This is a genomic window from Micromonospora sp. NPDC049836, from assembly GCF_044465125.1.
In the GTDB taxonomy this organism is placed as follows: domain Bacteria; phylum Actinomycetota; class Actinomycetes; order Mycobacteriales; family Micromonosporaceae; genus Micromonospora.
Genome location: NZ_JBITLH010000010.1, coordinates 14002 through 32367, shown reverse-complemented (window position 1 = coordinate 32367; position 18366 = coordinate 14002). Strand labels below are relative to the sequence as shown.

The 18366-nt window shown below is 73.5% G+C and carries 17 protein-coding genes; 10 read left to right on the top strand and 7 right to left on the bottom strand.

All coding sequences use genetic code 11. From position 1 onward, the window contains the following. Positions 1 to 116 precede the first annotated feature (116 nt). Entirely contained in the window at positions 117 to 857 is a 741-nt protein-coding gene (locus ACIBPB_RS24615; protein WP_396842002.1) for a class I SAM-dependent methyltransferase, read from the top strand. A 50-nt stretch (positions 858 to 907) separates the two neighbouring features. On the opposite strand, the gene ACIBPB_RS24610 is transcribed toward ACIBPB_RS24615, so the two are convergent. After that, a complete protein-coding gene (locus ACIBPB_RS24610) occupies positions 908 to 1195 on the bottom strand; it encodes a hypothetical protein (RefSeq protein ID WP_357308620.1) in 288 nt (95 codons plus the stop codon). Between the two features lie 162 nt (positions 1196 to 1357). Between ACIBPB_RS24610 and ACIBPB_RS24605 the strand changes: the two genes are divergently transcribed. Further along, positions 1358 to 2215, top strand: a complete 858-nt coding sequence (locus ACIBPB_RS24605; RefSeq protein ID WP_396841845.1) for a 3-hydroxyacyl-CoA dehydrogenase family protein — start codon at positions 1358 to 1360, stop codon at positions 2213 to 2215. Further along, the gene (locus ACIBPB_RS24600) at positions 2212 to 2955 is read left to right on the top strand and encodes an enoyl-CoA hydratase/isomerase family protein (protein WP_396841844.1); all 744 of its coding nucleotides are present in this window, start codon (positions 2212 to 2214) and stop codon (positions 2953 to 2955) included. Before ACIBPB_RS24605 ends, ACIBPB_RS24600 begins: the two co-directional genes overlap by 4 nt. Positions 2956 to 3010: 55 nt before the next feature. Here the strand turns inward: ACIBPB_RS24600 and ACIBPB_RS24595 are convergent, their stop codons facing one another. Further along, the gene (locus tag ACIBPB_RS24595; RefSeq protein WP_396841843.1) at positions 3011 to 4363 is read right to left on the bottom strand and encodes an ABC transporter substrate-binding protein; all 1353 of its coding nucleotides are present in this window, start codon (positions 4361 to 4363) and stop codon (positions 3011 to 3013) included. Between the two features lie 166 nt (positions 4364 to 4529). On the opposite strand from ACIBPB_RS24595, the gene ACIBPB_RS24590 reads away from it, so the two are divergent. Both ACIBPB_RS24590 and ACIBPB_RS24585 read left to right on the top strand, forming a co-directional pair. Continuing rightward, positions 4530 to 4919 carry a hypothetical protein gene (locus tag ACIBPB_RS24590; RefSeq protein ID WP_046567346.1) on the top strand — a complete coding sequence of 130 codons (390 nt, stop codon included), beginning with the start codon at positions 4530 to 4532 and terminating at the stop codon, positions 4917 to 4919. A gap of 36 nt (positions 4920 to 4955) precedes the next feature. Further along, positions 4956 to 5660, top strand: coding sequence for a DUF2786 domain-containing protein (locus ACIBPB_RS24585; protein WP_396841842.1), 705 nt, complete (start codon positions 4956 to 4958; stop codon positions 5658 to 5660). Positions 5661 to 5670: 10 nt separating this feature from the next. Here ACIBPB_RS24585 and ACIBPB_RS24580 read toward each other — a convergent pair whose 3' ends face one another. Then, positions 5671 to 6186: an SRPBCC family protein gene (locus tag ACIBPB_RS24580; protein WP_396841841.1), complete on the bottom strand. Its 516-nt coding sequence runs from the start codon at positions 6184 to 6186 to the stop codon at positions 5671 to 5673. 335 nt (positions 6187 to 6521) lie between these two features. Here ACIBPB_RS24580 and ACIBPB_RS24575 point away from each other — a divergent pair, with 335 nt between their 5' ends. Together ACIBPB_RS24575 and ACIBPB_RS24570 are read left to right on the top strand one after the other, a co-directional pair. Continuing rightward, positions 6522 to 7655 (top strand): hypothetical protein, encoded by a 1134-nt coding sequence (locus tag ACIBPB_RS24575; RefSeq protein ID WP_396841840.1) that lies wholly within the window; start codon positions 6522 to 6524, stop codon positions 7653 to 7655. An 85-nt stretch (positions 7656 to 7740) separates the two neighbouring features. Then, positions 7741 to 8178, top strand: a complete 438-nt coding sequence (locus ACIBPB_RS24570; RefSeq protein ID WP_396841839.1) for a VOC family protein — start codon at positions 7741 to 7743, stop codon at positions 8176 to 8178. A 13-nt stretch (positions 8179 to 8191) separates the two neighbouring features. Here ACIBPB_RS24570 and ACIBPB_RS24565 read toward each other — a convergent pair whose 3' ends face one another. From ACIBPB_RS24565 to ACIBPB_RS24555, 3 genes are all read right to left on the bottom strand, one after another. Further along, positions 8192 to 9010 carry a transglutaminase domain-containing protein gene (locus tag ACIBPB_RS24565; RefSeq protein ID WP_396841838.1) on the bottom strand — a complete coding sequence of 273 codons (819 nt, stop codon included), beginning with the start codon at positions 9008 to 9010 and terminating at the stop codon, positions 8192 to 8194. 174 nt (positions 9011 to 9184) lie between these two features. After that, the gene (locus ACIBPB_RS24560; RefSeq protein WP_396841837.1) at positions 9185 to 12298 is read right to left on the bottom strand and encodes a S8 family serine peptidase; all 3114 of its coding nucleotides are present in this window, start codon (positions 12296 to 12298) and stop codon (positions 9185 to 9187) included. A 182-nt stretch (positions 12299 to 12480) separates the two neighbouring features. Next, a complete protein-coding gene (locus ACIBPB_RS24555) occupies positions 12481 to 14976 on the bottom strand; it encodes an ATP-binding protein (protein ID WP_396841836.1) in 2496 nt (831 codons plus the stop codon). A gap of 57 nt (positions 14977 to 15033) precedes the next feature. On the opposite strand from ACIBPB_RS24555, the gene ACIBPB_RS24550 reads away from it, so the two are divergent. Continuing rightward, positions 15034 to 15870: an MOSC domain-containing protein gene (locus ACIBPB_RS24550; protein ID WP_396841835.1), complete on the top strand. Its 837-nt coding sequence runs from the start codon at positions 15034 to 15036 to the stop codon at positions 15868 to 15870. 435 nt (positions 15871 to 16305) lie between these two features. Next, on the top strand, positions 16306 to 16596 hold the full coding sequence (locus tag ACIBPB_RS24545) for a hypothetical protein (RefSeq protein WP_396841834.1): 291 nt from the start codon (positions 16306 to 16308) through the stop codon (positions 16594 to 16596). A 65-nt stretch (positions 16597 to 16661) separates the two neighbouring features. Here ACIBPB_RS24545 and ACIBPB_RS24540 read toward each other — a convergent pair whose 3' ends face one another. Then, the gene (locus tag ACIBPB_RS24540) at positions 16662 to 17381 is read right to left on the bottom strand and encodes a VOC family protein (RefSeq protein ID WP_396841833.1); all 720 of its coding nucleotides are present in this window, start codon (positions 17379 to 17381) and stop codon (positions 16662 to 16664) included. Positions 17382 to 17680: 299 nt separating this feature from the next. Between ACIBPB_RS24540 and ACIBPB_RS24535 the strand changes: the two genes are divergently transcribed. Then, on the top strand, positions 17681 to 18355 hold the full coding sequence (locus ACIBPB_RS24535) for an HAD family hydrolase (RefSeq protein WP_396841832.1): 675 nt from the start codon (positions 17681 to 17683) through the stop codon (positions 18353 to 18355). Positions 18356 to 18366 lie beyond the last annotated feature (11 nt).

Below are 18366 nucleotides of genomic sequence, written 5' to 3'. Positions count from 1 at the left end.
AGCGTGATCGCCGTGAGCGCGAGGAGTGAGCCGGGTCTGCGAGCCCCGCAGTCGCGAGCTGAGATGGCGCCGTGAGCGCGACCGGGGAACCCACGATCGGTGACGTGTTCGGCGAGATGATCCGGGACGCGTACGCCGTCGCCACCGGCATCGGGCCCCGGCCGCTGGCCGGCGGACGGCTGCCCCGGCCGGTCATCGAGATCATCGAGCGGGACGACGGCCTGGTCAACGGCGCCCCCGCCGGGCACTACCTGGATCCGCCCGAGCACTGGCAACCGCACGACCACCGGGCCGTCGCCCGGGTCCACGGTGCGGTGCTGGACATCGGCGTCGGCGCCGGCCGGATCGCGCTGCACCTCCAGGAGCAGGGGGTGCCGGTCACCGGGCTGGACGTCTCGGCCGGCGCGCTGCGGGTCAGCCGGCACCGGGGCGTACGCGACCTGGTGTACGGCACGGTCGACGAACACGCCGCCGGCGACCGCCGGTACGACACGTTCCTGCTGCTCGGCAACAACCTCGGGCTGCTGGAGGGGCGGGAGCGGGCACCGGCGTTCCTGGCCGCGCTCGCCGCCCTGGCCCGCCCCGGCGCGCAGGTGATCGCGCACGGCACCGACCCGTACGGCACCACGGATCCGGTGCACACCGGCTACCACGAGCGTAACCGGCGGCGGGGCCGGCTGGGCGGTCAGCTGCGGCTGCGGCTGCGCTACCGGCTGCTCGGCACCGAGTGGTTCGACTACCTGGTCTGCTCGGTCGACGAGTTGGCCGAGCTGGTCCAGGGCACCCCGTGGCGACTGGCCGACGTGGACGAGCACGACCGCCCCTACTACCTCGCCACGCTCACCCTGCGGCGTTAGGCGGCGGGGCCCCGCTCGCCGTACCCGACGAGCGGGGCCCCGCCGGGCACTCAGACCTGGACGGTGGGGGTGGTCTGCTCCGGCGGCAGGCCGCCGTCGCCGTCGACCACCTCGTCCGGGGTGCCGTCCTCGTCGATGTCGACCATGGTGATGTCCACCTTGCCGTCACCGTCGGTGTCGAACTGGAACAGGTCGGCCTTGCCGTCGCCGTCGGTGTCCACCACCCACACGTCGGTCCGCCCGTCGTTGTTGGTGTCCGCGCGCAGCAGGTCCACCCGTTCGTCGCCGCGGGTCTCCACGGTCTCCGTGCGCTCCGCGCTCTCCGGTGCCTGGCTCATCTCGGTCCTTCCTTCGACGTTGGAGGCCGTCGTACCCGATCCGGCGCGCCCCCACGCATGCCGCGCGGGCCGGCCCTGCATAGGGTCGCACCCAGGAACGAGGAAGCGGCCGGCCCGGTGCGGCGGAGACCCCGCGCGCCGCCGCCGCGACGAGGGGACGTCATGAGTGGTCGTTTTGTGGTGGTCGGGGCCGGCACCATGGGCCTCGGCATCGCGTACGTGGCCGCCGGCGCCGGGTACGCCGTCGAGCTGGTCGAGGTGGACCGGGAGCGCGGCGCGGCCGCCGTACGGCGTCTCGGCGAGCTGTGGGACCGCGGCGTCCAGCGCGGCAAGCTGACCGCCGAGGCGGCGACGGCGAACCGGGAGCGGGTCACCCTGCGGGCCGGCCTCACCGAGGTCGCCGACGGGCCCGAGGTCATCGTGGAGGCGGTCCCCGAGCGGCTCGACCTCAAGCGTGCCGTGCTCGGGGAGGCCGAGGCGCGTCGGCCCGCCCTGCTCGGCAGCAACACCTCCAGCATCCCGATCGCCGCGCTGGCCGAGGGGCTGGACCGGCCGGCCGACTTCCTGGGCCTGCACTTCTTCAACCCGGTCTGGGCGATGGCGCTGCTCGAGATCGTGGTCGGCCCGGCCACCGCGCCGCGGACCACCGAGGCGGCCGTCGCGCTCGCCGGCCGGCTGGGCAAGGACCCCGTCGTGGTACGCGACCTGCCCGGCTTCGCCACCTCCCGGCTCGGGGTCACCCTCGGCCTGGAGGCGATCCGGATGGTCGCCGACGGGGTGGCCAGCCCCGCCGACATCGACAAGGCGATGGTGCTCGGCTACCGGCACCCGGTCGGCCCGTTGGAGCTGACCGACCTGGTCGGGCTGGACGTCCGCCTCGACATCGCCCGCACCCTGCAGGCCGCGTACGGGGACCGGTTCGCGCCGCCGCCGCTGCTGGTCGAGATGGTGGCCGCCGGCCGGCTGGGCAAGAAGTCCGGCCAGGGCTTCTACACCTGGGAAGGCGGGGTCAAGCATTGAGTGGGCTGCGCATCGAGGAGCTGCCGGACCGGCTGGTGGTCACCCTGGACCGGCCGGAGAAGCGCAACGCCATCGACGCCGACCTGATCGGCGAGCTGCACGAGGTCTGCGCCGAGCTGGAGGCGCGGCCGCGGCTGCTGCTGCTCACCGGCGGCACGGACGGCATCTTCGCCGGCGGGGCGGACATCGGCCAGCTCCGGGAGCGGGGCCGGCTGGACGCGTTGGCCGCCATCAACCAGGCCGCCTTCGCCCGGCTCCGGGCGCTGCCGATGCCGACCGTGGCGGCCGTGGACGGTCCGGCGCTGGGCGGCGGCGCCGAACTGGCGTACGCCTGCGACCTGCGGGTGTGCACGGGCCGTGCGGTGTTCGGCCAGCCCGAGGTGCGGCTGGGCATCCTGGCCGGCGCTGGCGCGACCTACCGGCTCCCGGCGCTGATCGGCGAGGCCCGGGCCAAGGAGCTGCTCTTCACCGGCCGGCGGGTGGACGCCGCCGAGGCGCTGCGGATCGGGCTGGTCAACCGGGTGGTGGCCGAACCGGCGGAGCTGCTGCCCAGCGCGCACGGCCTGCTCGACGAGATCGCCAAGGGCTCCGCCCTGGCGGTCCGGCTGACCAAGCTGGCCGTGGACTCCCCGGCCGCCGCCCACCCCCAGCTCGACCTGCTCAGCCAGGCGGTGCTCTTCGAGGACGAGGAGAAGCAGCGGCGGATGACCGAGTTCCTGGAGCGGCGCCGCAGCCGCTGAGCCACCGGACAGCACGAGGGCCGCACCGGCGAACCGGTGCGGCCCTCGTCGTCGCTCAATGCCGGAGCTGCACCCCGGCGTCGGCCAGCGCGGTGATCACCTTCGCGGACTCGCCGAAGCCGATGACCAGCACGGCGTCCGCGCCGTACGCCTTGATCTCGCGGGCGCCGGTGGAGAAGTCCACCGGCGGTGCCGAGGCGCCCTCCGGCGGCACGTACGACAGCAGCTTGACCCGGTCCGCGCCCATGCCGGCCCGCTCCAGCTCGGCGCGGACGTTCTCCTGGAGGCCCTCGCCGTAGGAGTCCTTGCGCGCCACGATGGCGATCTTGTGCGGCCCGTCGCGCATTATCACGTCGGCCAGGGCCCGGCCCTGGAGCCCGTCCGGCGGCGCGGTACGGAAGTAGAGCCCCTTGTCGTCCACCGTGGTCAGCCCGGCGTCGGTGTTCGACGGCGAGAAGAGGATCCGCTTCGCCGCCACCACGTCCGGCAGCACGGCCCGCGAGATGCCGGACGCGCCCGCGCCGATGATCACGTGCACTCCGCTGGCGATGTGCGAGGCCACCGTCGCCTTGGCCACCTTCGGGTCGGTGCCGTCGTCGCCGTCGATCCAGGTGACCGGCTCGCCGAGCACGCCGCCGGCCGCGTTGATCTCCCGCACCGCGAGCCCCACCCCGGCCGCCATCGGCGGGTACGCCAGCGCCAGGTCACCGGTCTTCGGCAGCAGCCCGCCGAGCACCAGCGGGGACCCGTCGCCCTTGTACGACTTGCCGCCGCGCTGCTTCTTGGCCGGCGGCGGGGCCTTGGTGCTCGCCCCCGACTCGTCGCCGGCGCCGACGAACTCGGTCTTGCCGTCGTTGAGCTTCTGGTCGTCGAAGTGCAGGGTGGCGTAGCTGGCGGTGGCCGGCTCGCCGGCGTCGGTGAACCCGGCCCGGTCCAGCGACACCCCCCGGTACTCGATGTCGCGCCCCTCCCGGGCCAGCTGGAGGCAGGCCGCCGGCTCCTCGCAGCGCTCGCCACCGTTCGTCACGCCGATGATCTGCTTGGCGATCTCGGTCGGCTCGGTGGTGCCGGCGAGCTGAGCGGCGAGCGAACTGATCACCACCGCGTCGTACGACTCGGCGGAGTAGAGGTAGTCCCGCAGCTTCGGGTCTACCGTGCGTAGCCGTTCCTTGAAGCTCTCCGGCAACTGCGTGAGGGGCGTGGTGCCCTTCATGCCATTCAGAAGGTCCGCGCGGTCCTTCAGCTCGTCGGCATACGAGTTCTGCATGTTGCCGTCGGTGCCGTAGAGGCGCACCTGGGTGGTGGTGGCTGCCTCTTCGGGCTGGTCGCTCCCGCAGGCGCTGGTAGCGAGCAGGAGCGCCGCGCAAGCCGTGGACAAGGCCGCGCGCGACGCGCGTGATACGGGCATGGTCGTCCTTCCTCCGGCGAAGGTCCGTTGGGCACGATAGCGTGCCAGCGCTGGACACGGGACCGTGGAGGTCGCTCCGTCGGCACCCCGACTCCCGTTATTACGCAGCGTGACGATCGGCCCGTTTCGGGGTCACCGCTTGACCCTTCGTCCTACAGTTCGGCAGGTGACCGACGAAGCACAGCAGACGCTGGACGATGCGACCGCCGTGCTCCGCTGGGCACTGGCCGGTGACGGCGACGGGGTGGTGGGCACCTTCGACGCCGTGGTGGACCGCTCCGGTCTGGCCGGCGCGTACGGGGTGGCCTGGTGCCTGGCCGCCACCATGGTCGGCGACGACGCGCCGGCCGGCGGCGCCGCCCTCGACTTCCCGGGGATCGATCAGGCTGACTATGACACCCGCTGGGTGGCCCGCTTCGTCAGCGCGTACGCCAACGACGACATCGACACCGGGGAAGCCCTGTTCGGGGCCGCGGTGGCCGACGGCCAGCTCCCCGACTGCCTGCTCACCCTCGCCGGTTCCACGGTCGCGACGCTGCGCAGCCGGACGGGCTGACCGCGCGCCGCAGCGGGGCTGTGATAGCTCTGGTGCATGTCCGAGGCGATGCTGAGCAAGGTCCGCAAGCTGCTCGCCCAGGCCGAGGACCCGGCCTGCACGCCCGCCGAGGCGGCGGCGTTCATGGCCAAGGCGACCGAGCTGATCGCCCGCTACGGCGTCGACCGGGCGCTGCTGGCCGCCCGGGCACCCGCCACCGACCCGGTCGGCGACCGGGTGGTCGAGGTGGTCGCCCCGTACGCCCGGGACAAGGCCGGCCTGCTCGCGGCCGTCGCCGAACCGCTGCGCTGCCGCTGCGTGCGGCGCCGCGCGGGGTCCGGCTTCGCCCTGCACCTGTTCGGCTTCGCCAGTGACCTGGAACGGGTCGAGCTGCTCTTCACGTCGCTGCTGGTGCAGGCCGCGCACGGGCTGGCCGGCGCGGCCGTACCGGCCGACGAACACCCGGCCGCCTTCCGGCGTACCTGGCTGGCCGGCTTCGCGCACGTGGTCGCCGAGCGGCTGCGGGCGGCCGAGGCCGGTGCGGTCGCCGACTCGGGGGCGCCCTCGGTGGCGCTGGTGCTCGCCGACCGCTCCGACCGGGTCCAGCGCCGGCTGGCCGAGGTCTACCCGCGACTGCGGACCGCGCCGCGCCGCCGGCTCGCGGGCAGCGGCTTCACCCCCGGCGCGGCGGCCGGACGCCGGGCCGACCTGGGCGGTACGGGCGTGACCGGCGCGGCCGGCATGCCGGGCATCGGCCGCTGACCGGGCGGCGTCAGCCGGCGGTGCGGGTGACCGTGGCGAGGTAGCGGCTGAGCAGTTCCTGCCAGCCGGCGGTGAGCGCCTCGCGGTAGCCCTCGGCCGCCTCGCCGTGCCGGTCGAAGTTGCGGTGCTCGACCTCGACCCAGGTCAGCTCCGGCGCCTCGGGCTGGAAGAGCACCTCCACCTCGCTGGCCCGCGCCGGGTCCGGCACCGGCACCCGGTCCGGCCCGATCTGCCAGGTGAAGACCAGCCGGCGGGGCGGATCCCAGGTGAGCACCCGGCCCCAGTCGCTGCGGAAGCCGTACGGGCCGATCTCGTAGAACATGCCGCCGGCCCGCGGCTCGACGCCGAGTTCGGCCAGCGCGTCCGGTCCCGACCAGGTGTATTCCGGCACCCACCAGTCGGTCAGCGACCCGGTGAAGACGGCGAACGCGGTTTCGGCCGAGGCGGGGACGAGGAGGCTGCTCCGCAGGGTGAACCGCTCGAATTCCTGACGAACCTCATTGGGGTCGGCCATCTCCTGTCCCATAGGCCCGGACCATACCGGCTGATGCCCCGGTGTGCAGCTTCGCGCGCGCCCGGTTTGGACAACCGGCTCCTGTTTTTCCGACAGCCCGTCGGGAGATGTGCCTGACCGGCGTGGGTTCCGGCGGCCCGGTTTTCGGTGGACCCGATTTTCGGTGGGCCCGGTCTCCGGTGGGCCCGGTTTTCGGCGGGCCCGGTTTTCGGCGGGGCCGCCGGGTCGGCGCAGCTCCGGTGGGCCGGTCCACGGACGATCCTCGGGCGGGGACGGATGCGCCGGCCGAAACCGGGTACCCGCGGCTGATCCGGCCCGGACGGACGGGCCAGCGGGGAGCGGGGAGCATGAGCGAGAGCGCAGCCAGCGAGCGGGGACCGGACCCGACGAGCGAGCGCCCGGGGCACCGGCCCGAGGGCGCGCCGGAGCCGGACGTCCTGCTGGACATCCCCGAGGTGACGGTCGACGAACTCCGGCTCGCGGTCGACGGGCTCGACGCCGACCTGTCGCTGCGCGCCCGGCTGGCCAACCTGGTGCAGCTCGACGCGGGCGTCCGGGTGCACCTGGAGGGCGTGGAGCTGGACGTCACCGGCGTGAGCGCCGAGGCGCTGCTCAAGGTACGGCTGGAGAAACTGGTCCAGATCCTCGACCGGGCGCTCACCACCATCGACCGGAACCCGCAGGTCATCGAGGCACTCGCGCGATCGGCGGGGGTCTCGCTCGACGACGTGAACCGGGAGGCCCGCAAGCTCGCCGGCGTGGGCGAACCCGTGGTCGACCAGCGCGGCGAGCAGGTCGGCACGGTGGGCGCGGTGGCCGACCGGGCGCTCCGCGGCGACACCGCGGAACCGGCGTCGGCGCAGTTGACCGGGGCTCGGCCACCCGAACCGCCGACGGGCAACGCCGAGCGGACAGCACCGGGTGCCGGCGGCGGGCCGACGCCGGCCGGTGAGACGGTGGGCGGCGCGGCCGTGGGCGGCCCGGCCGTGGCCGGTCCTCGCAGCGGCGGGTCGGTCGGCGGCCCGCCCGGTGGTCCGTCCGGCGGTGGCCCGTCCGGCGGTGGCCCGTCGGGTGGTCCTTCGGGCGGCGGCGCGGGGAAGCCTGCGGCGGATGGTGCCGGCAGCGAGGGCGCGGGCGCGGGAAAGCCTGCGGCGGGTGGTGCCGGCGGGGAGTCCGAAGCCGGCGGTGGCGGCGCGGGACAGCCCCCTGCGGGTGGTGCCGGCGGCGGGAAGGACCGGCCGGAGGCTGGTTCCGGTGGCGCGAAGCCGGGATCGGAGGGTGCCGGCGGGGGGCGGCCGCCGACGGGTGCGGGGCAGGCACCGGGGGCGCAGCAGCCGTCCGAGGGCGGGCGGCCCAGCGGCCCGAGCGCCGCCCAGCTCGCCGGGCAGGCCGGGGAGACGCTGCGGCAGGCGGGCCGGAGTGTGTGGGAGGCGATCCAGGGCGGCATGGGCCAGAACCGCCAGCAGCGACCCAAGCGCTGAGCAACGTCCGGCCGGCGCTGGTTCGCCAGGTTGTGCCGGCGGGCGCGAGGCGGACCGCGATCACATCACGGCCTATGGTGGGCCGATGTCCGAGCAGTGGTCATTGACCGTCGACTGCGCGCGCCCGCGCGAACTGGCCGAGTTCTGGTGCCTCGCGTTGGGATACGTCCCGGCCGCTCCCCCGGCAGGGTTCGCCACCTGGGAGGAATGGCAGATCCACTGCAAGGTTCCCGAGGACGAGTGGGACGACGGCGCCTTCATCGAGGACCCGGACGGCGTCCGGCCCGGTGTGTCGTTCCTGAAGGTGCCGGAGCCGAAGGTGGTCAAGAACCGGATGCACTTCGACCTCCACGTCGGCGGGGGCCGGCAGGAGCCGTTCGACGTGCGCTGGCCGCGGATTCAGGCGGTGGTCGACAGGCTGGTGGCGGCGGGCGGGGCCGTGCTCCGGGTGGACGAGCCGGACGGTACGCCCGACCACCTGACGATGGCCGACCCGGAGGGCAACGAGTTCGACGTCCTGTAGTCCGTGCGGGCGTTCAGCCCACGAGTTCAGCCGGCGCCGCGAGGTCCGCACTGTCGTAGAGCCCGGCGATGGCGCCCTGATCGTCGCCGGCGCACACGGCTGCGATCGTGTCGATCAGCGCGTCGTAATCCGGGCCGGTCCTGCCCTGGTAGGAGGCGTCCATGCGCCCCCACTCGTCCCAGGGCAGCAGCTCCACCTTGTTCAGCGCGGCGAGGTCCCTGACGGCGTTCCCGCGGATCTCCGCGGGTCCCCAGTTCTCGGTGCCCTGTACGCCGAACTGGGCGGCGTCGACACGGCCGGCCCGGAAGGCGGTCCAGGCCTCGCCACCGGTGAGGAACTCGCCGCTGGCCAGGTCCGCCGGCCTGGTCACGAGGGAGTAGCCCAGGATCTCGGCATCGATCCGTACCCAGCGGCCGTCCTGCCGGTACTCGGTGATCCAGTGGTCCACGCCCTGGCCGGGTTGGAAGTAGGTGGCGAAGCCACAGCGCGCGCGGGCGGCGATGCCGCGGTAGCGCAACAGGGCGCAACTGAGCACGGCGAAGTGGCGGCAGGTGCCGATCACCCGCCGGTCAGGGGTGCGTGCGGTGGTCAGCGGGGCGGGGTCGAGGGCGAGCAGGGCGCCGATGATGCCGTCGACCGGCCGCAGTTGGTTCTCGGCGAACCGCTGCTCGGGGATGCCGAGCGCGCGGGCGTCCGCGGGCTGGATGACGAGGTCGTGGACAACGCGGCAGATGTCCACGGGCTCGGCCGGGAGATCGTGCAGCGCCGGCGTGTGGGCCGCGCCGATTGCCGTCAGTGGGCCCGCCGTGGCGTAGTCGATCATCCCCGTCATCCGGCCATCGTAGACAGCGCCGCCGGCGACCGCCGCCCGTGATCTGTGCCGATTTGGCGAGAGTGCGGAGGCCCGGGGCGGTGTCCTCCGGCCGGGGGCGAGCCGCCTCCATGTGCTCGTGACGGTGGGGCGGAGCCGACGGCTCCGCCCCACCGTCAGCGGGGAATCAGCGGGTCACTCCCACCAGAACTGCTCGGTGGAGACCAACTGTCCGGGGATCACCTGCCCGTCGGTGGACAACTCGGTGTACGCCCAGTACTCCAGGTTCTCCGCCAGCGGAGCGTTCGGCCGGAGCTGGTACGAGGCGGTCGTGCCCCGCTCCACCCGGGCCGGCAACTCCAGCGTGGCGGGGGCGTACCGGCCGTCGCGGCCGAGGATCACGTGGCCGAGCCGGTAGTCGACGACCGGGCCGCCGGAGGCCTGCGCGAAGACGTACGCCGTGTAGGTGCCGGCTTCCGGCATGAAGGCCCAGGCCCGCTCACTGCTGTGCCAGCTGGCGGCGCTCCGGTACACGAGCTTGTCGCCCTTGTACAGCCAGAGGTCCAGGTTGGTGTTCGGGTCGTCGGTGGCGGTTTCCACCACGATCCCGGCGCTGCCCGCCGGCACGGTGAAGGTGTGCGCCCGTACCCCGAGCGCCTCCGGGTCGAAGACCCCGCCGTTGACCCCGGCCGGCATCGAGTACGAGTCCCAGCGGATGGGGGCGTAGCCGGTCGACCGCCCGGAGACCTTGCCGGTGAAGCCCGGCTGCATCGACCCGAAGGCGCCGGTGGTGAGCCGGTTGAAGTCCTCCAGGTTGTCGTCGTACAGCCGGGGGGAGATGCCCCACGGGCGGGCGGCGACCGGAACCTTCACCTGGTGGGCGGCGCTGCGCCAGGTGATCGCGCCGGTGACGTAGCGGTCCCACGGCGCGCTGCCGCGGCGCAGCGTGATGGTGACCGTGGCGGTCCGGCCCGGCGGCACCGTGACCACCTTCGGCGTCACGTTGATCTCCATGCCCGGCAGCCCGGTGACCGAGGCCTGGTACGTCTCCTTCTTGCCGCCGACGTTGGTCAGCTTGCGGGTCAGCGTCACCGACCTGGTGCCGTCGTACTCGCGCAACGAGATCGACGGCAGGTTCAGCTCCCGGCCGTCCGGCTGCGCCGTCGAGGCGAACGCGACCAGGTCCGCGGCGGCCGGTTCGAGGACCAGCCCCGGGTCGTCGGCCCGGTCCAGGGCCAGCAGGCCGCTGCCCTGGGTCAGCGGGTTGTCGGTGCCCACGGTGTCGGTGGCGGTGGTCCGCAGCGCCGAGGCGATCGCGCCGGGCGACCAGTCGGGGTGCTTCGCCCGCAGGATCGCGGCCGCGCCGGCCACGTGCGGGGTCGCCATCGAGGTGCCCGAGTACGCGTCGTAGTACCGGCCGAAGTTTCCGGGCGGGGAGACGGCCGCGATGATGTCGCTGCCGGGCGCGACCAGGTCGGGCTTCATGAGCCCGTTGTGTGTCTTGTCCGGCCCGGTGGACGAGTAGTCGGCGACGCTCGGCACGCCCGCGGGGACGCTGGAGCCGTCACCGCCGGAGGTGACCACCGCGGTGCCGTCTGTCGGGTGGCGCATCAGGTAGTTGAAGATCTTGCCGGCCTGTTCCTTGCTGTTCAGGTAGAGCACCGGGAAGTCGAAGATCGAGTTGACCCGGAAGTTGCCCACGGGGTCGAAGAGGACGAGCGCCGTGGCGCCCTTGCCCCTGGCCTCCGCCACCGCCGCGTACGGGTCGTCGAGGGCGCAGGCGACGACCTTGTTCTTCACCTTCGCCGGGTCCAGGCCGTAGCAGTACGCCGAGCCGTCGTCCGGGTTGCCGGCCTGCTCGCCGAAGACCAGCGGGCGGGGCCGGCCACCGGGGAGGACGTCCAGCGAGGCACCGACGATCCTGGTGCCGTTGCCGAGCTGGAGGGTTCCCTCGTTCACGTTGGTCACCGCCGCGCCGACCGTGGTCACCCACGGCTGGGCGTTGCTGATCGCGCCGCTGAAGCCGTCGTTGCCGGCGGCCGCCGAGACGAAGACCCCGGCCAGCGTGGCGTTGAGGAAGGCGGTACCGATCGGGGTGTTGGGCTCCCAGTCACCCAACTGCTTCCCGATCGAGTAGTTGAGCACCTGCACACCGTCGGCCACCGCCGCGTCGATGCCGGCGATGATGTCGGCGTCGTAGCCCGCGCCACCCCAGAGGACCTTGTAGACGGCGATCTGCGCGTCGGGCGCCACGCCGGTGACCGAACCGAAGTCCCGACCCGAGATGGTGACGTGCTCGACCGGCAGTCCGGCTGCGGTCGACGCGGTGTGCGTACCGTGCCCGACCATGTCGCGGGCGGAGAGCACCTCGCCGTCCGGCAGTCCGCCGGTGGCCGCGAGGTACGTGTCGGCGAAGTACCGGGCACCGACGATCTTGCCGTTGCAGTGTTCGGCGACGAACATGACGCCGGTCTGGCAGGTGCCGTGCCAACCCGGCGGGGCCGGCATGGTCTTGGCGAACGACGGGCTGTCCGGCCAGATGCCGCTGTCCAGGACGCCGATCACGATCCCGGCGCCGGTGTCCTTGCCCGGCTTCGCCCCGGCCGGCTGCTGCGTGGGGGCCGTCCCGGCGCCGGCAGCCGCTCCGGTCACCGGCGCGCCGGTGGCCCCCTCAGCGGTCGGCGCGCCGCTGGTCGGGGCGGTGGTGGTCGGCGCGGTGGGCGTCGGGTCGGCCGTGCCCGGCGCGGCCTGGTTGATGCTGTACGCCCGGGACTCGACGACCGAACGGACCCGCTTGTCCCGCTTCAACGCGTCGACCTGAGCGGGCGTCAGCGTTGCCGAGAACCCGTCGAAGGCGGTGGTGTAAACCTGGTCGACCTTGACGTCGGCGGCCTCGGCCACCGCGCTGCGCCGGGCCCCCAGGTGCTGCCGGTACGCCTTCGCCGCCGCCGAGTGCGGCGCCAGCCGTCCGCCGTCCGCCGGCCGGGTCCGGGCCAGCCCCGGGATCTGACCGGTGTACGTGGCGACCGGCTCGTCGGCCAGTTCGACGACGTACCGGGCCGGACCGGAGGGTGTCTTGCGCTGCGGGTCGGACTTCCCGGTCCGGCCCCCGCCGCCGGTCAGGTCCCGCCGATCGTGGTTCCTGGCCGGTCCGAAGTCGAGACCGCTGTCCGCCACCCGGCCCGCACCCGTCGACGCCGCCGACGCCGTGCCCGCGGTGGCGACCGTGCCGGCGCCGGCCAGGGTGAGTACCAGCAGGGGTATCGCCAGTCTCCTCCGGCGCCGGGTTCTCCTCGTGCTCGTAGTCACGAGACTCCTTCCACTCCTGCCCGGGAGCGCTCCCAGGCCACGGGGCACTCCTCGATCCGGAGGAGATGCCGACGCCACCCGACCGGTCCGGTCCACCATCGGCGGGCTGCGATCAGTCGTCGGCAACCTGGATGACGTTCACCGAAACGCTAGGTTCGGCCCCCCTGGTCGACCAGGCAAGATCACCGGCAATTTGCCGTACCGGGGCCGGAGCCAGGGCCAGTACCAGGGCCGGGGCCGGGGCCGGGGCCGGAGCCAGGGCCAGTGCCAGGGCCGGGGCCGAGGTGGAGCAACTGCCGGGCTCGGGTCGCCCGTCCCTGGTCGCCGTCGGCCTCGAACCGCCGTACCGCGTCCAGCAGGACCCGCTTCCCCCGGGGGTCGCCGGCCCGCAGCAGCACCTCGCCGAGGCCGAGCGCGGCTTCACCGGAACCGAACGGGTCACCGCCGGCCGCGAAGTCGGCGACGGCCGCCTCCATCGCGGCGATCGCCGCGGGCCACTGCCCGAGGTCGGCGTGGGCCCGCCCGAGCCGATGGTGGATCCAGCCCTGCAGGGGGCGACTGGCGAGCTGACGGTCGGCCGGCTGATCCGCCAGGGCGGCCTGCCAGTCGTCCAGGGCGTACCGCAGGTGGGTGATCGCGGCGGTCGCCTCACCGCGCTGCCGCCGGAGGTCGGCCAGCGTGTACGACGCGATGACCCGCCCGGTCAGGTCCCCCGCCCCGGTCAGCTCCCGCAGCGCCCGGGCGCAGGTCTCGACGGCGCCCGCCAGGTCGCCGTCCCGATGGCGTTCGCCGGTCAGATAGAAGCACGCCCAACCGAGGTTGCGCCGGTCGCCGGCCTCGGTGGCCAGCCGGAAGGCCTCCCGGTGCTGCCGGACCGCCTCCGCCGGCCGGCCGAGCACCAGCGCCTGGGTCCAGCCGAGGGCGTTGCGCTGCGCGGCCTCCGCGACCGGGTCACCGCTGGCCTGCGCCGCCGACACGGCGAGGCCGAACAACGCCGACCAGTCGATGACGTGGTGGTAGCGGTCCGAGTACCAGTGGAGCGCCTCGGCGGCCGAGATCACGTCCCGGTGCCGCCCGGCCGCCGCCGCCTGCCGAACGGCCCACCACCAGCCGTGCCGCTCCGCGGTGAGCCACGACATGGCGGCCTGGCCGCTGCCGAACCCGGCGCCGGCGGCCGGCTCCCGCCTCGGGTCGGGGTCAAGCCACGGGCCGGCGCCCTCGACCATCGCGAGCAGCCAGGCCCGTACCCGGGCGGTGGCCTCGTCGCGGTCCACCGGCGGCTCCTCGGCCGCGAGGCGTTCGGCGGCGAAGACGCGAAGCAGGTCGTGCAGCAGGTAACGGCCGGGTGCCGCCGCCGGCGACAGGAGACTGGCGTCCGCGAGCGTCTCGAGCGCCGCCTCCGCCTCGCCGACGTCGACCGCCAGCAACCGGGCCACCGCCGCGGCGGAGTAGTCCGGCCAGGGCAGCAGCGCGAGCCGGCGCAGCGTCCGTCGCGCAATCTCCGGCAGCTGGTCGTACGACAGGCTGAACCCGGCCCGGACCCGGGTCTCGCCGGGATGCAGCTGGTCGAGGCGGCGCGTCTCGTCGCGGAGCCGTTCGGCCAGCCAACCGACGGTCCAGGACGGTCGGGAGGCGAGCCGGTTACCGGCCACCCGCAGGGCGAGGGGCAGTCCGGCGCAGAGCCGAACCAGTTCGATGGTGGCTTCCGGCTCGGCCGCCACCCGATCGGCGCCGATGATCTCCTCGATCAGCCTCCTCGCGGTCGCCTCGTCGAGGTCGGCCAGCCGCAGCCGGCAGGTGCTGTCCAGCCCGCCGAGGGCGAACCGGCTGGACACCAGGGTGAGCCAGCCGGGACCGGTCGGAAGCAACGGCCGCACCTGGTCCTCGGTGGCCGCGTTGTCGAGGACCAGCAGCCCGCGCCGGGCGGCGGTCAGCATCCGGTAGCGGGCGATCCGTTCGCCGGGGCTCGTCGGCAAGGGACCGCTGCGCCCCTCGCTGAGGCTGGTGAGCAGCTGTTCCATGGCCTGGTCGGCGGAGAGCGGCGTCAGGTCCAGGCCGTGCAGGTCGACGTGGCACGCGACGCCCGGCAGCTCCGCCGCGAGGAGGTGCGCCGCGCGTACCACCAGCGTGGTCTTGCCGACCCCCGGCGGGCCGCTGATCACCACGGTGGCGTTGCCCGGCTGGCCGGCGAGGTGCCGTGCCTGCGCGATCAGTTGATCCAGTTCGGCCTGCCGACCCACGAAGTCGGGCACCACCGGCGGGAGGCTGCTCTGCTGCCAGGCCGGCGCCAGCCCGATCGCGTGCACCGTCTGGAGCAGCCGGGCGCGCGGCTGACCGGTCAGGCCGAGGGCGTTGGCCAGTTCCTCCACGGTCCGGCGGCGCGGCCGGGCGATCCGCGCGCCCTCCAGATTGCGTACGGTCCGCACCGCGACTCCGGCCGCTTCGGCGAGCGTCTCCTGGCTGAGCCGCGCCGCCGTCCGGTGCTCGCGCAGCAGGGCGGCGAGTTGTCGCACGTCGACGGTCTGCCGTCCGGCCGCGACGGCCTGGTCAGCGATGGGGTGACGCAAGCGCCGATCCGCCTCCCGGGTGCCGGTGCCGGCCGCCAGGTCGCGGCCGACGACGTGCAGGCTATCCGGGCCTTGTTGCAGGTGGATTGCGGTGCCGGACGTGCCGGTCACCCGGGCCTGCCGAACGGCCGGTGGTGCCGGCGTCCCGAGCGGTGCCATCCTGACCGGATGCGAGTCGCCTCGATTCACACGTACCCGGTCAAGGGGTGCCGTCGGACGGACCGCGACACGGCGCGGGTCGAGCCGTGGGGCCTGGACGGCGACCGACGGTGGCTGATCGTGGACGAGACCGGGATCGGCCTCACCCAGCGCCAGCACCGGGAGCTGGTGACGCTGCGGGCGGTGCCCCGGCCGGGCGGGCTGACCCTGGACGCGCCCGGGATGACCCCGCTCGACCTGGCCGAACCGGTCAACGGCGACGAGGTCCGGGTCCGGGTGTTCCGGAGCCGGCCGCCCGCACCGGTACGCGCCGCCGGCCCCGAAGCCGACGGCTGGCTGCACCGGTTGCTGGGACGCCCGGCCCGGCTGGTCTGGCTCGGTGAGCCCAGCCGTAACCGCGTGCCGTGGCCGGTTCCGGCGGGCACCGGTGCCGAGGTGAGCTTCGCCGACGGCACCCCGCTGCTGCTGGCCAACGCCGCGTCGCTGGACGTGTTCAACGGCTGGCTGCGGGAATCGGGCAGCCCCGAAGGGCCACTGCCGATGGCCCGGTTCCGCCCCAACCTGGTGGTCAGCGGCGCCGCGCCGTGGGCCGAGGCGACGTGGGTCGACCGGCGGATCAGGATCGGCGGCGCCGTGTTCCACGGTGTCGGCGAGTGCGGTCGCTGCCTGGTCGCCACCATCGACCAGGAGACCGGGGAGCACGGACGGGAGCCGCTGCGGATGCTCGCCGCCCGGCGGAACATCGGCCAGAAGCTGCTCTTCGGTCTCCAGCTGACGGTCCTGGCCGAGCCGACCGGTGCCGGTCGCACGGTCCGCGTCGGCGACGCCGTGCAGGTGCTGGACTGACCGGGCCTGTTCCGGTGCCGTACGCCGCCTGTCGTCGCCCGGCGGCCGGGTCGCCGGGCTGACGGTTTGACCAGGGCTGCGCATACTGAACGCAGTGACACGCGCACCGCTTGTCAATGGGGTCCGGGGTCACCCGACAGACGGAGGTCGACAATGCGTTGGCTCATCGTTCTGATCATCGTGTTGGCGGTTGTCGCGGCGGTCGCGCTGTGGCGTCGTTCCCGGCGGCGGGCGGTACTCGACGACGGCCGGGTCCGTGACCTCCAGGCGTCAACCGAAGCGCGCCGGCGACTGGACGATCACCGCAACCCGACCGACGGCAGCGCGGGCAGCGGCGCAGGTGGGGTCGGTGCCTGGGGCGCCTAGGTGCCCCGGCCGGCTCGTCGGCGATCGCCCGTCACCTCCGTCGATGGCGGGCGGGTAGCGTCCGGCCGCATGGAGGTCTTCCTGCTCTGGCATGTCCGTCACGCCCGGTGGTTCGACGGGCGGGCGACAACGCACCGGGACGAGGCCGGCGAGCTGGTCTGGGACGAGGAGGACGGTGACGACCTCAAGCTCCTCGGGGTCTACTCGTCCGCGGCCCGGGCGGAGGACCGGATCCAACGCGCCAGGAACCTGCCGGGCTTCCGCGACGAGCCGGACTGCTTCCTGGTCAGCGGCCACACCGTCGACCAGGACCAGTGGAACGACGGCTTCGTGTCCATCCCCCGCGACCAGACCGACTAGATCCGCTACCGCACGCGGTCGCTGGCAAGGAGTTCCTGCACGGTCGGCCAAGGCCGTACGCCGGCTCAGCGTAGTGCCGCCGCCAGGTCGGCGGCGTTCTCGTACGCGGGCGCCGCCCGTTCGGTTTCCTCCTCGCTCAGCACGACGCGCTTGACGCGGTCCAGCAGGTCGGCGGCGGTCTCCGGGTCGTCCAGCACCAAGGCCAGTTCCGCGCGGTAGACGAGGACCTCCACCTGCGTGACCGGGTCGTCGTCGGGTTGCGGGCGGGCCAGTGCGCTGTCGAGGATCCGGACGGCCTGCCGGACGTCACCCCGGGAGTCGGCCTGCACCACAGCGTTCGCCAGCGCCTTGGCCAGCCGCCCCGCCGGCGTGGTCGCGGGCAGCGGATCAGTAGTGGCCTTCCGGACGACGCGGATCCAGTTGCCGCCCGGGTCGATGACGCTGAACCCGCTCAGCCCGTCCTGATTCTTCCGTGCCCTGGGCCGGGTCATTCGGGGAGTTCCGGTGACGAGCACCTTGCCGTACGCGGCGCGCATGCCGGCGGCGAACGCCCGGTGCAGTCCCTCAAGGTCGGCGGTGAGCACGAGGCAGGAGCCGTAGGACCGGTTGGGGTCGAACCCGGGCATCTCGAAGAAGTGCAGATGCAGGTCCTCGCGCTGCAACGCCACGTACGGGTTGGGCTTGCGCTGCTGGTAGGTCGCGCGGAAGCCGAGAACCTCATAGAAGGCGGCGATGTCGTCGATGGACGCGCACGGCAGCAGGGGAACGGTCACTTCGTTGGCCATGCGTCCTTCCTAGGTGCCCGGGCGGGCTCATCGCACATGGAAATAGCCGTTCGTCTCCTTCGGACAACCGATCGGCCGATGCGCCGTCGCGGCGCTGCCTCTGCTCTGCGGTCCGTTACGGCACCGCCGGCGGAGCGGATCACGAGTGGACCACGACGTCCCAGCGTCCACACGGTGAGCGCGAAGCAGCAGAGCGCCGTTCCCGTGATCGTGACCGCTGTCCAGCCGCCCGCGGTGTCCGCCTTCCTGAGCCGCTCGACGCAAACACAGAACTCGTCGTGTTGATCTAGGGTGACGCGGTGACCGGAAAGCCCGTGACGACAGTGCTGTTCGACTTCGCCTGGACCCTGTTCGCCAGGGACTCGGAACGCTGGGTGGGCAACGCGGCGGCATCGATCGACCGGGCATTGGCTGCCGGCGAGGCGCACCGTATTACTGGCGACTTCGCGGAACTGTTGCGGAAGACGGCCACGGACCCGGCCCACCTCGCCCGAGATCTGGATCCGCGAGCCTGGGACCGGGCGATCCTCGCCGTGCTGGAACAGATTCCCGGGGTGGACCAGGCGCTGGCATCGGTCCTGCACGAAACCCACGCCGAAGCGATCGTGCCGTACGCCGACACCGTCGCCACCCTGTCCGCATTGCGTGACAGCGGTGTTCGCATCGGCGTCGTCAGCAACGTCGGCTGGGACATCCGCACCTGCTTTGCGCGGCACGGACTCGACGGCTACGTCGATGCGTTCGTACTGTCCTACGAGGTCGGCTTCGTCAAACCGGACCCTCGGATCTGGGTCGCCGCCCTCGAAGTCCTCCAGGCCGTACCGGGCCGGACCCTGATGGTCGGCGATCATCCCGCCGGCGACGGCGGATCGGTTTCCGCCGGCATACCGGCGCTGATCCTGCCAATGGTGGACTCGCCCGCTCAGAAACGCGGCCTCGAACATGTGCTCAGGCTTGCCCAGGTGCCGTCCTGACAGGTCTGTCG

Bases quoted from the DNA above. Each gene is read 5' to 3' on its own strand.
- ACIBPB_RS24615 (WP_396842002.1), top strand. From the start codon at position 117: ATGATCCGGGACGCGTACGCCGTCGCCACCGGCATCGGGCCCCGGCCG.
- ACIBPB_RS24580 (WP_396841841.1), bottom strand. From the start codon at position 6,186: ATGGGACAGGAGATGGCCGACCCCAATGAGGTTCGTCAGGAATTCGAG.
- ACIBPB_RS24550 (WP_396841835.1), top strand. From the start codon at position 15,034: ATGCGAGTCGCCTCGATTCACACGTACCCGGTCAAGGGGTGCCGTCGG.
- ACIBPB_RS24540 (WP_396841833.1), bottom strand. From the start codon at position 17,381: ATGGCCAACGAAGTGACCGTTCCCCTGCTGCCGTGCGCGTCCATCGAC.
- ACIBPB_RS24605 (WP_396841845.1), top strand. From the start codon at position 1,358: ATGAGTGGTCGTTTTGTGGTGGTCGGGGCCGGCACCATGGGCCTCGGC.
- ACIBPB_RS24545 (WP_396841834.1), top strand. From the start codon at position 16,306: ATGGAGGTCTTCCTGCTCTGGCATGTCCGTCACGCCCGGTGGTTCGAC.
- ACIBPB_RS24585 (WP_396841842.1), top strand. From the start codon at position 4,956: ATGTCCGAGGCGATGCTGAGCAAGGTCCGCAAGCTGCTCGCCCAGGCC.
- ACIBPB_RS24575 (WP_396841840.1), top strand. From the start codon at position 6,522: ATGAGCGAGAGCGCAGCCAGCGAGCGGGGACCGGACCCGACGAGCGAG.
- ACIBPB_RS24595 (WP_396841843.1), bottom strand. From the start codon at position 4,363: ATGCCCGTATCACGCGCGTCGCGCGCGGCCTTGTCCACGGCTTGCGCG.
- ACIBPB_RS24610 (WP_357308620.1), bottom strand. From the start codon at position 1,195: ATGAGCCAGGCACCGGAGAGCGCGGAGCGCACGGAGACCGTGGAGACC.
- ACIBPB_RS24565 (WP_396841838.1), bottom strand. From the start codon at position 9,010: ATGACGGGGATGATCGACTACGCCACGGCGGGCCCACTGACGGCAATC.
- ACIBPB_RS24570 (WP_396841839.1), top strand. From the start codon at position 7,741: ATGTCCGAGCAGTGGTCATTGACCGTCGACTGCGCGCGCCCGCGCGAA.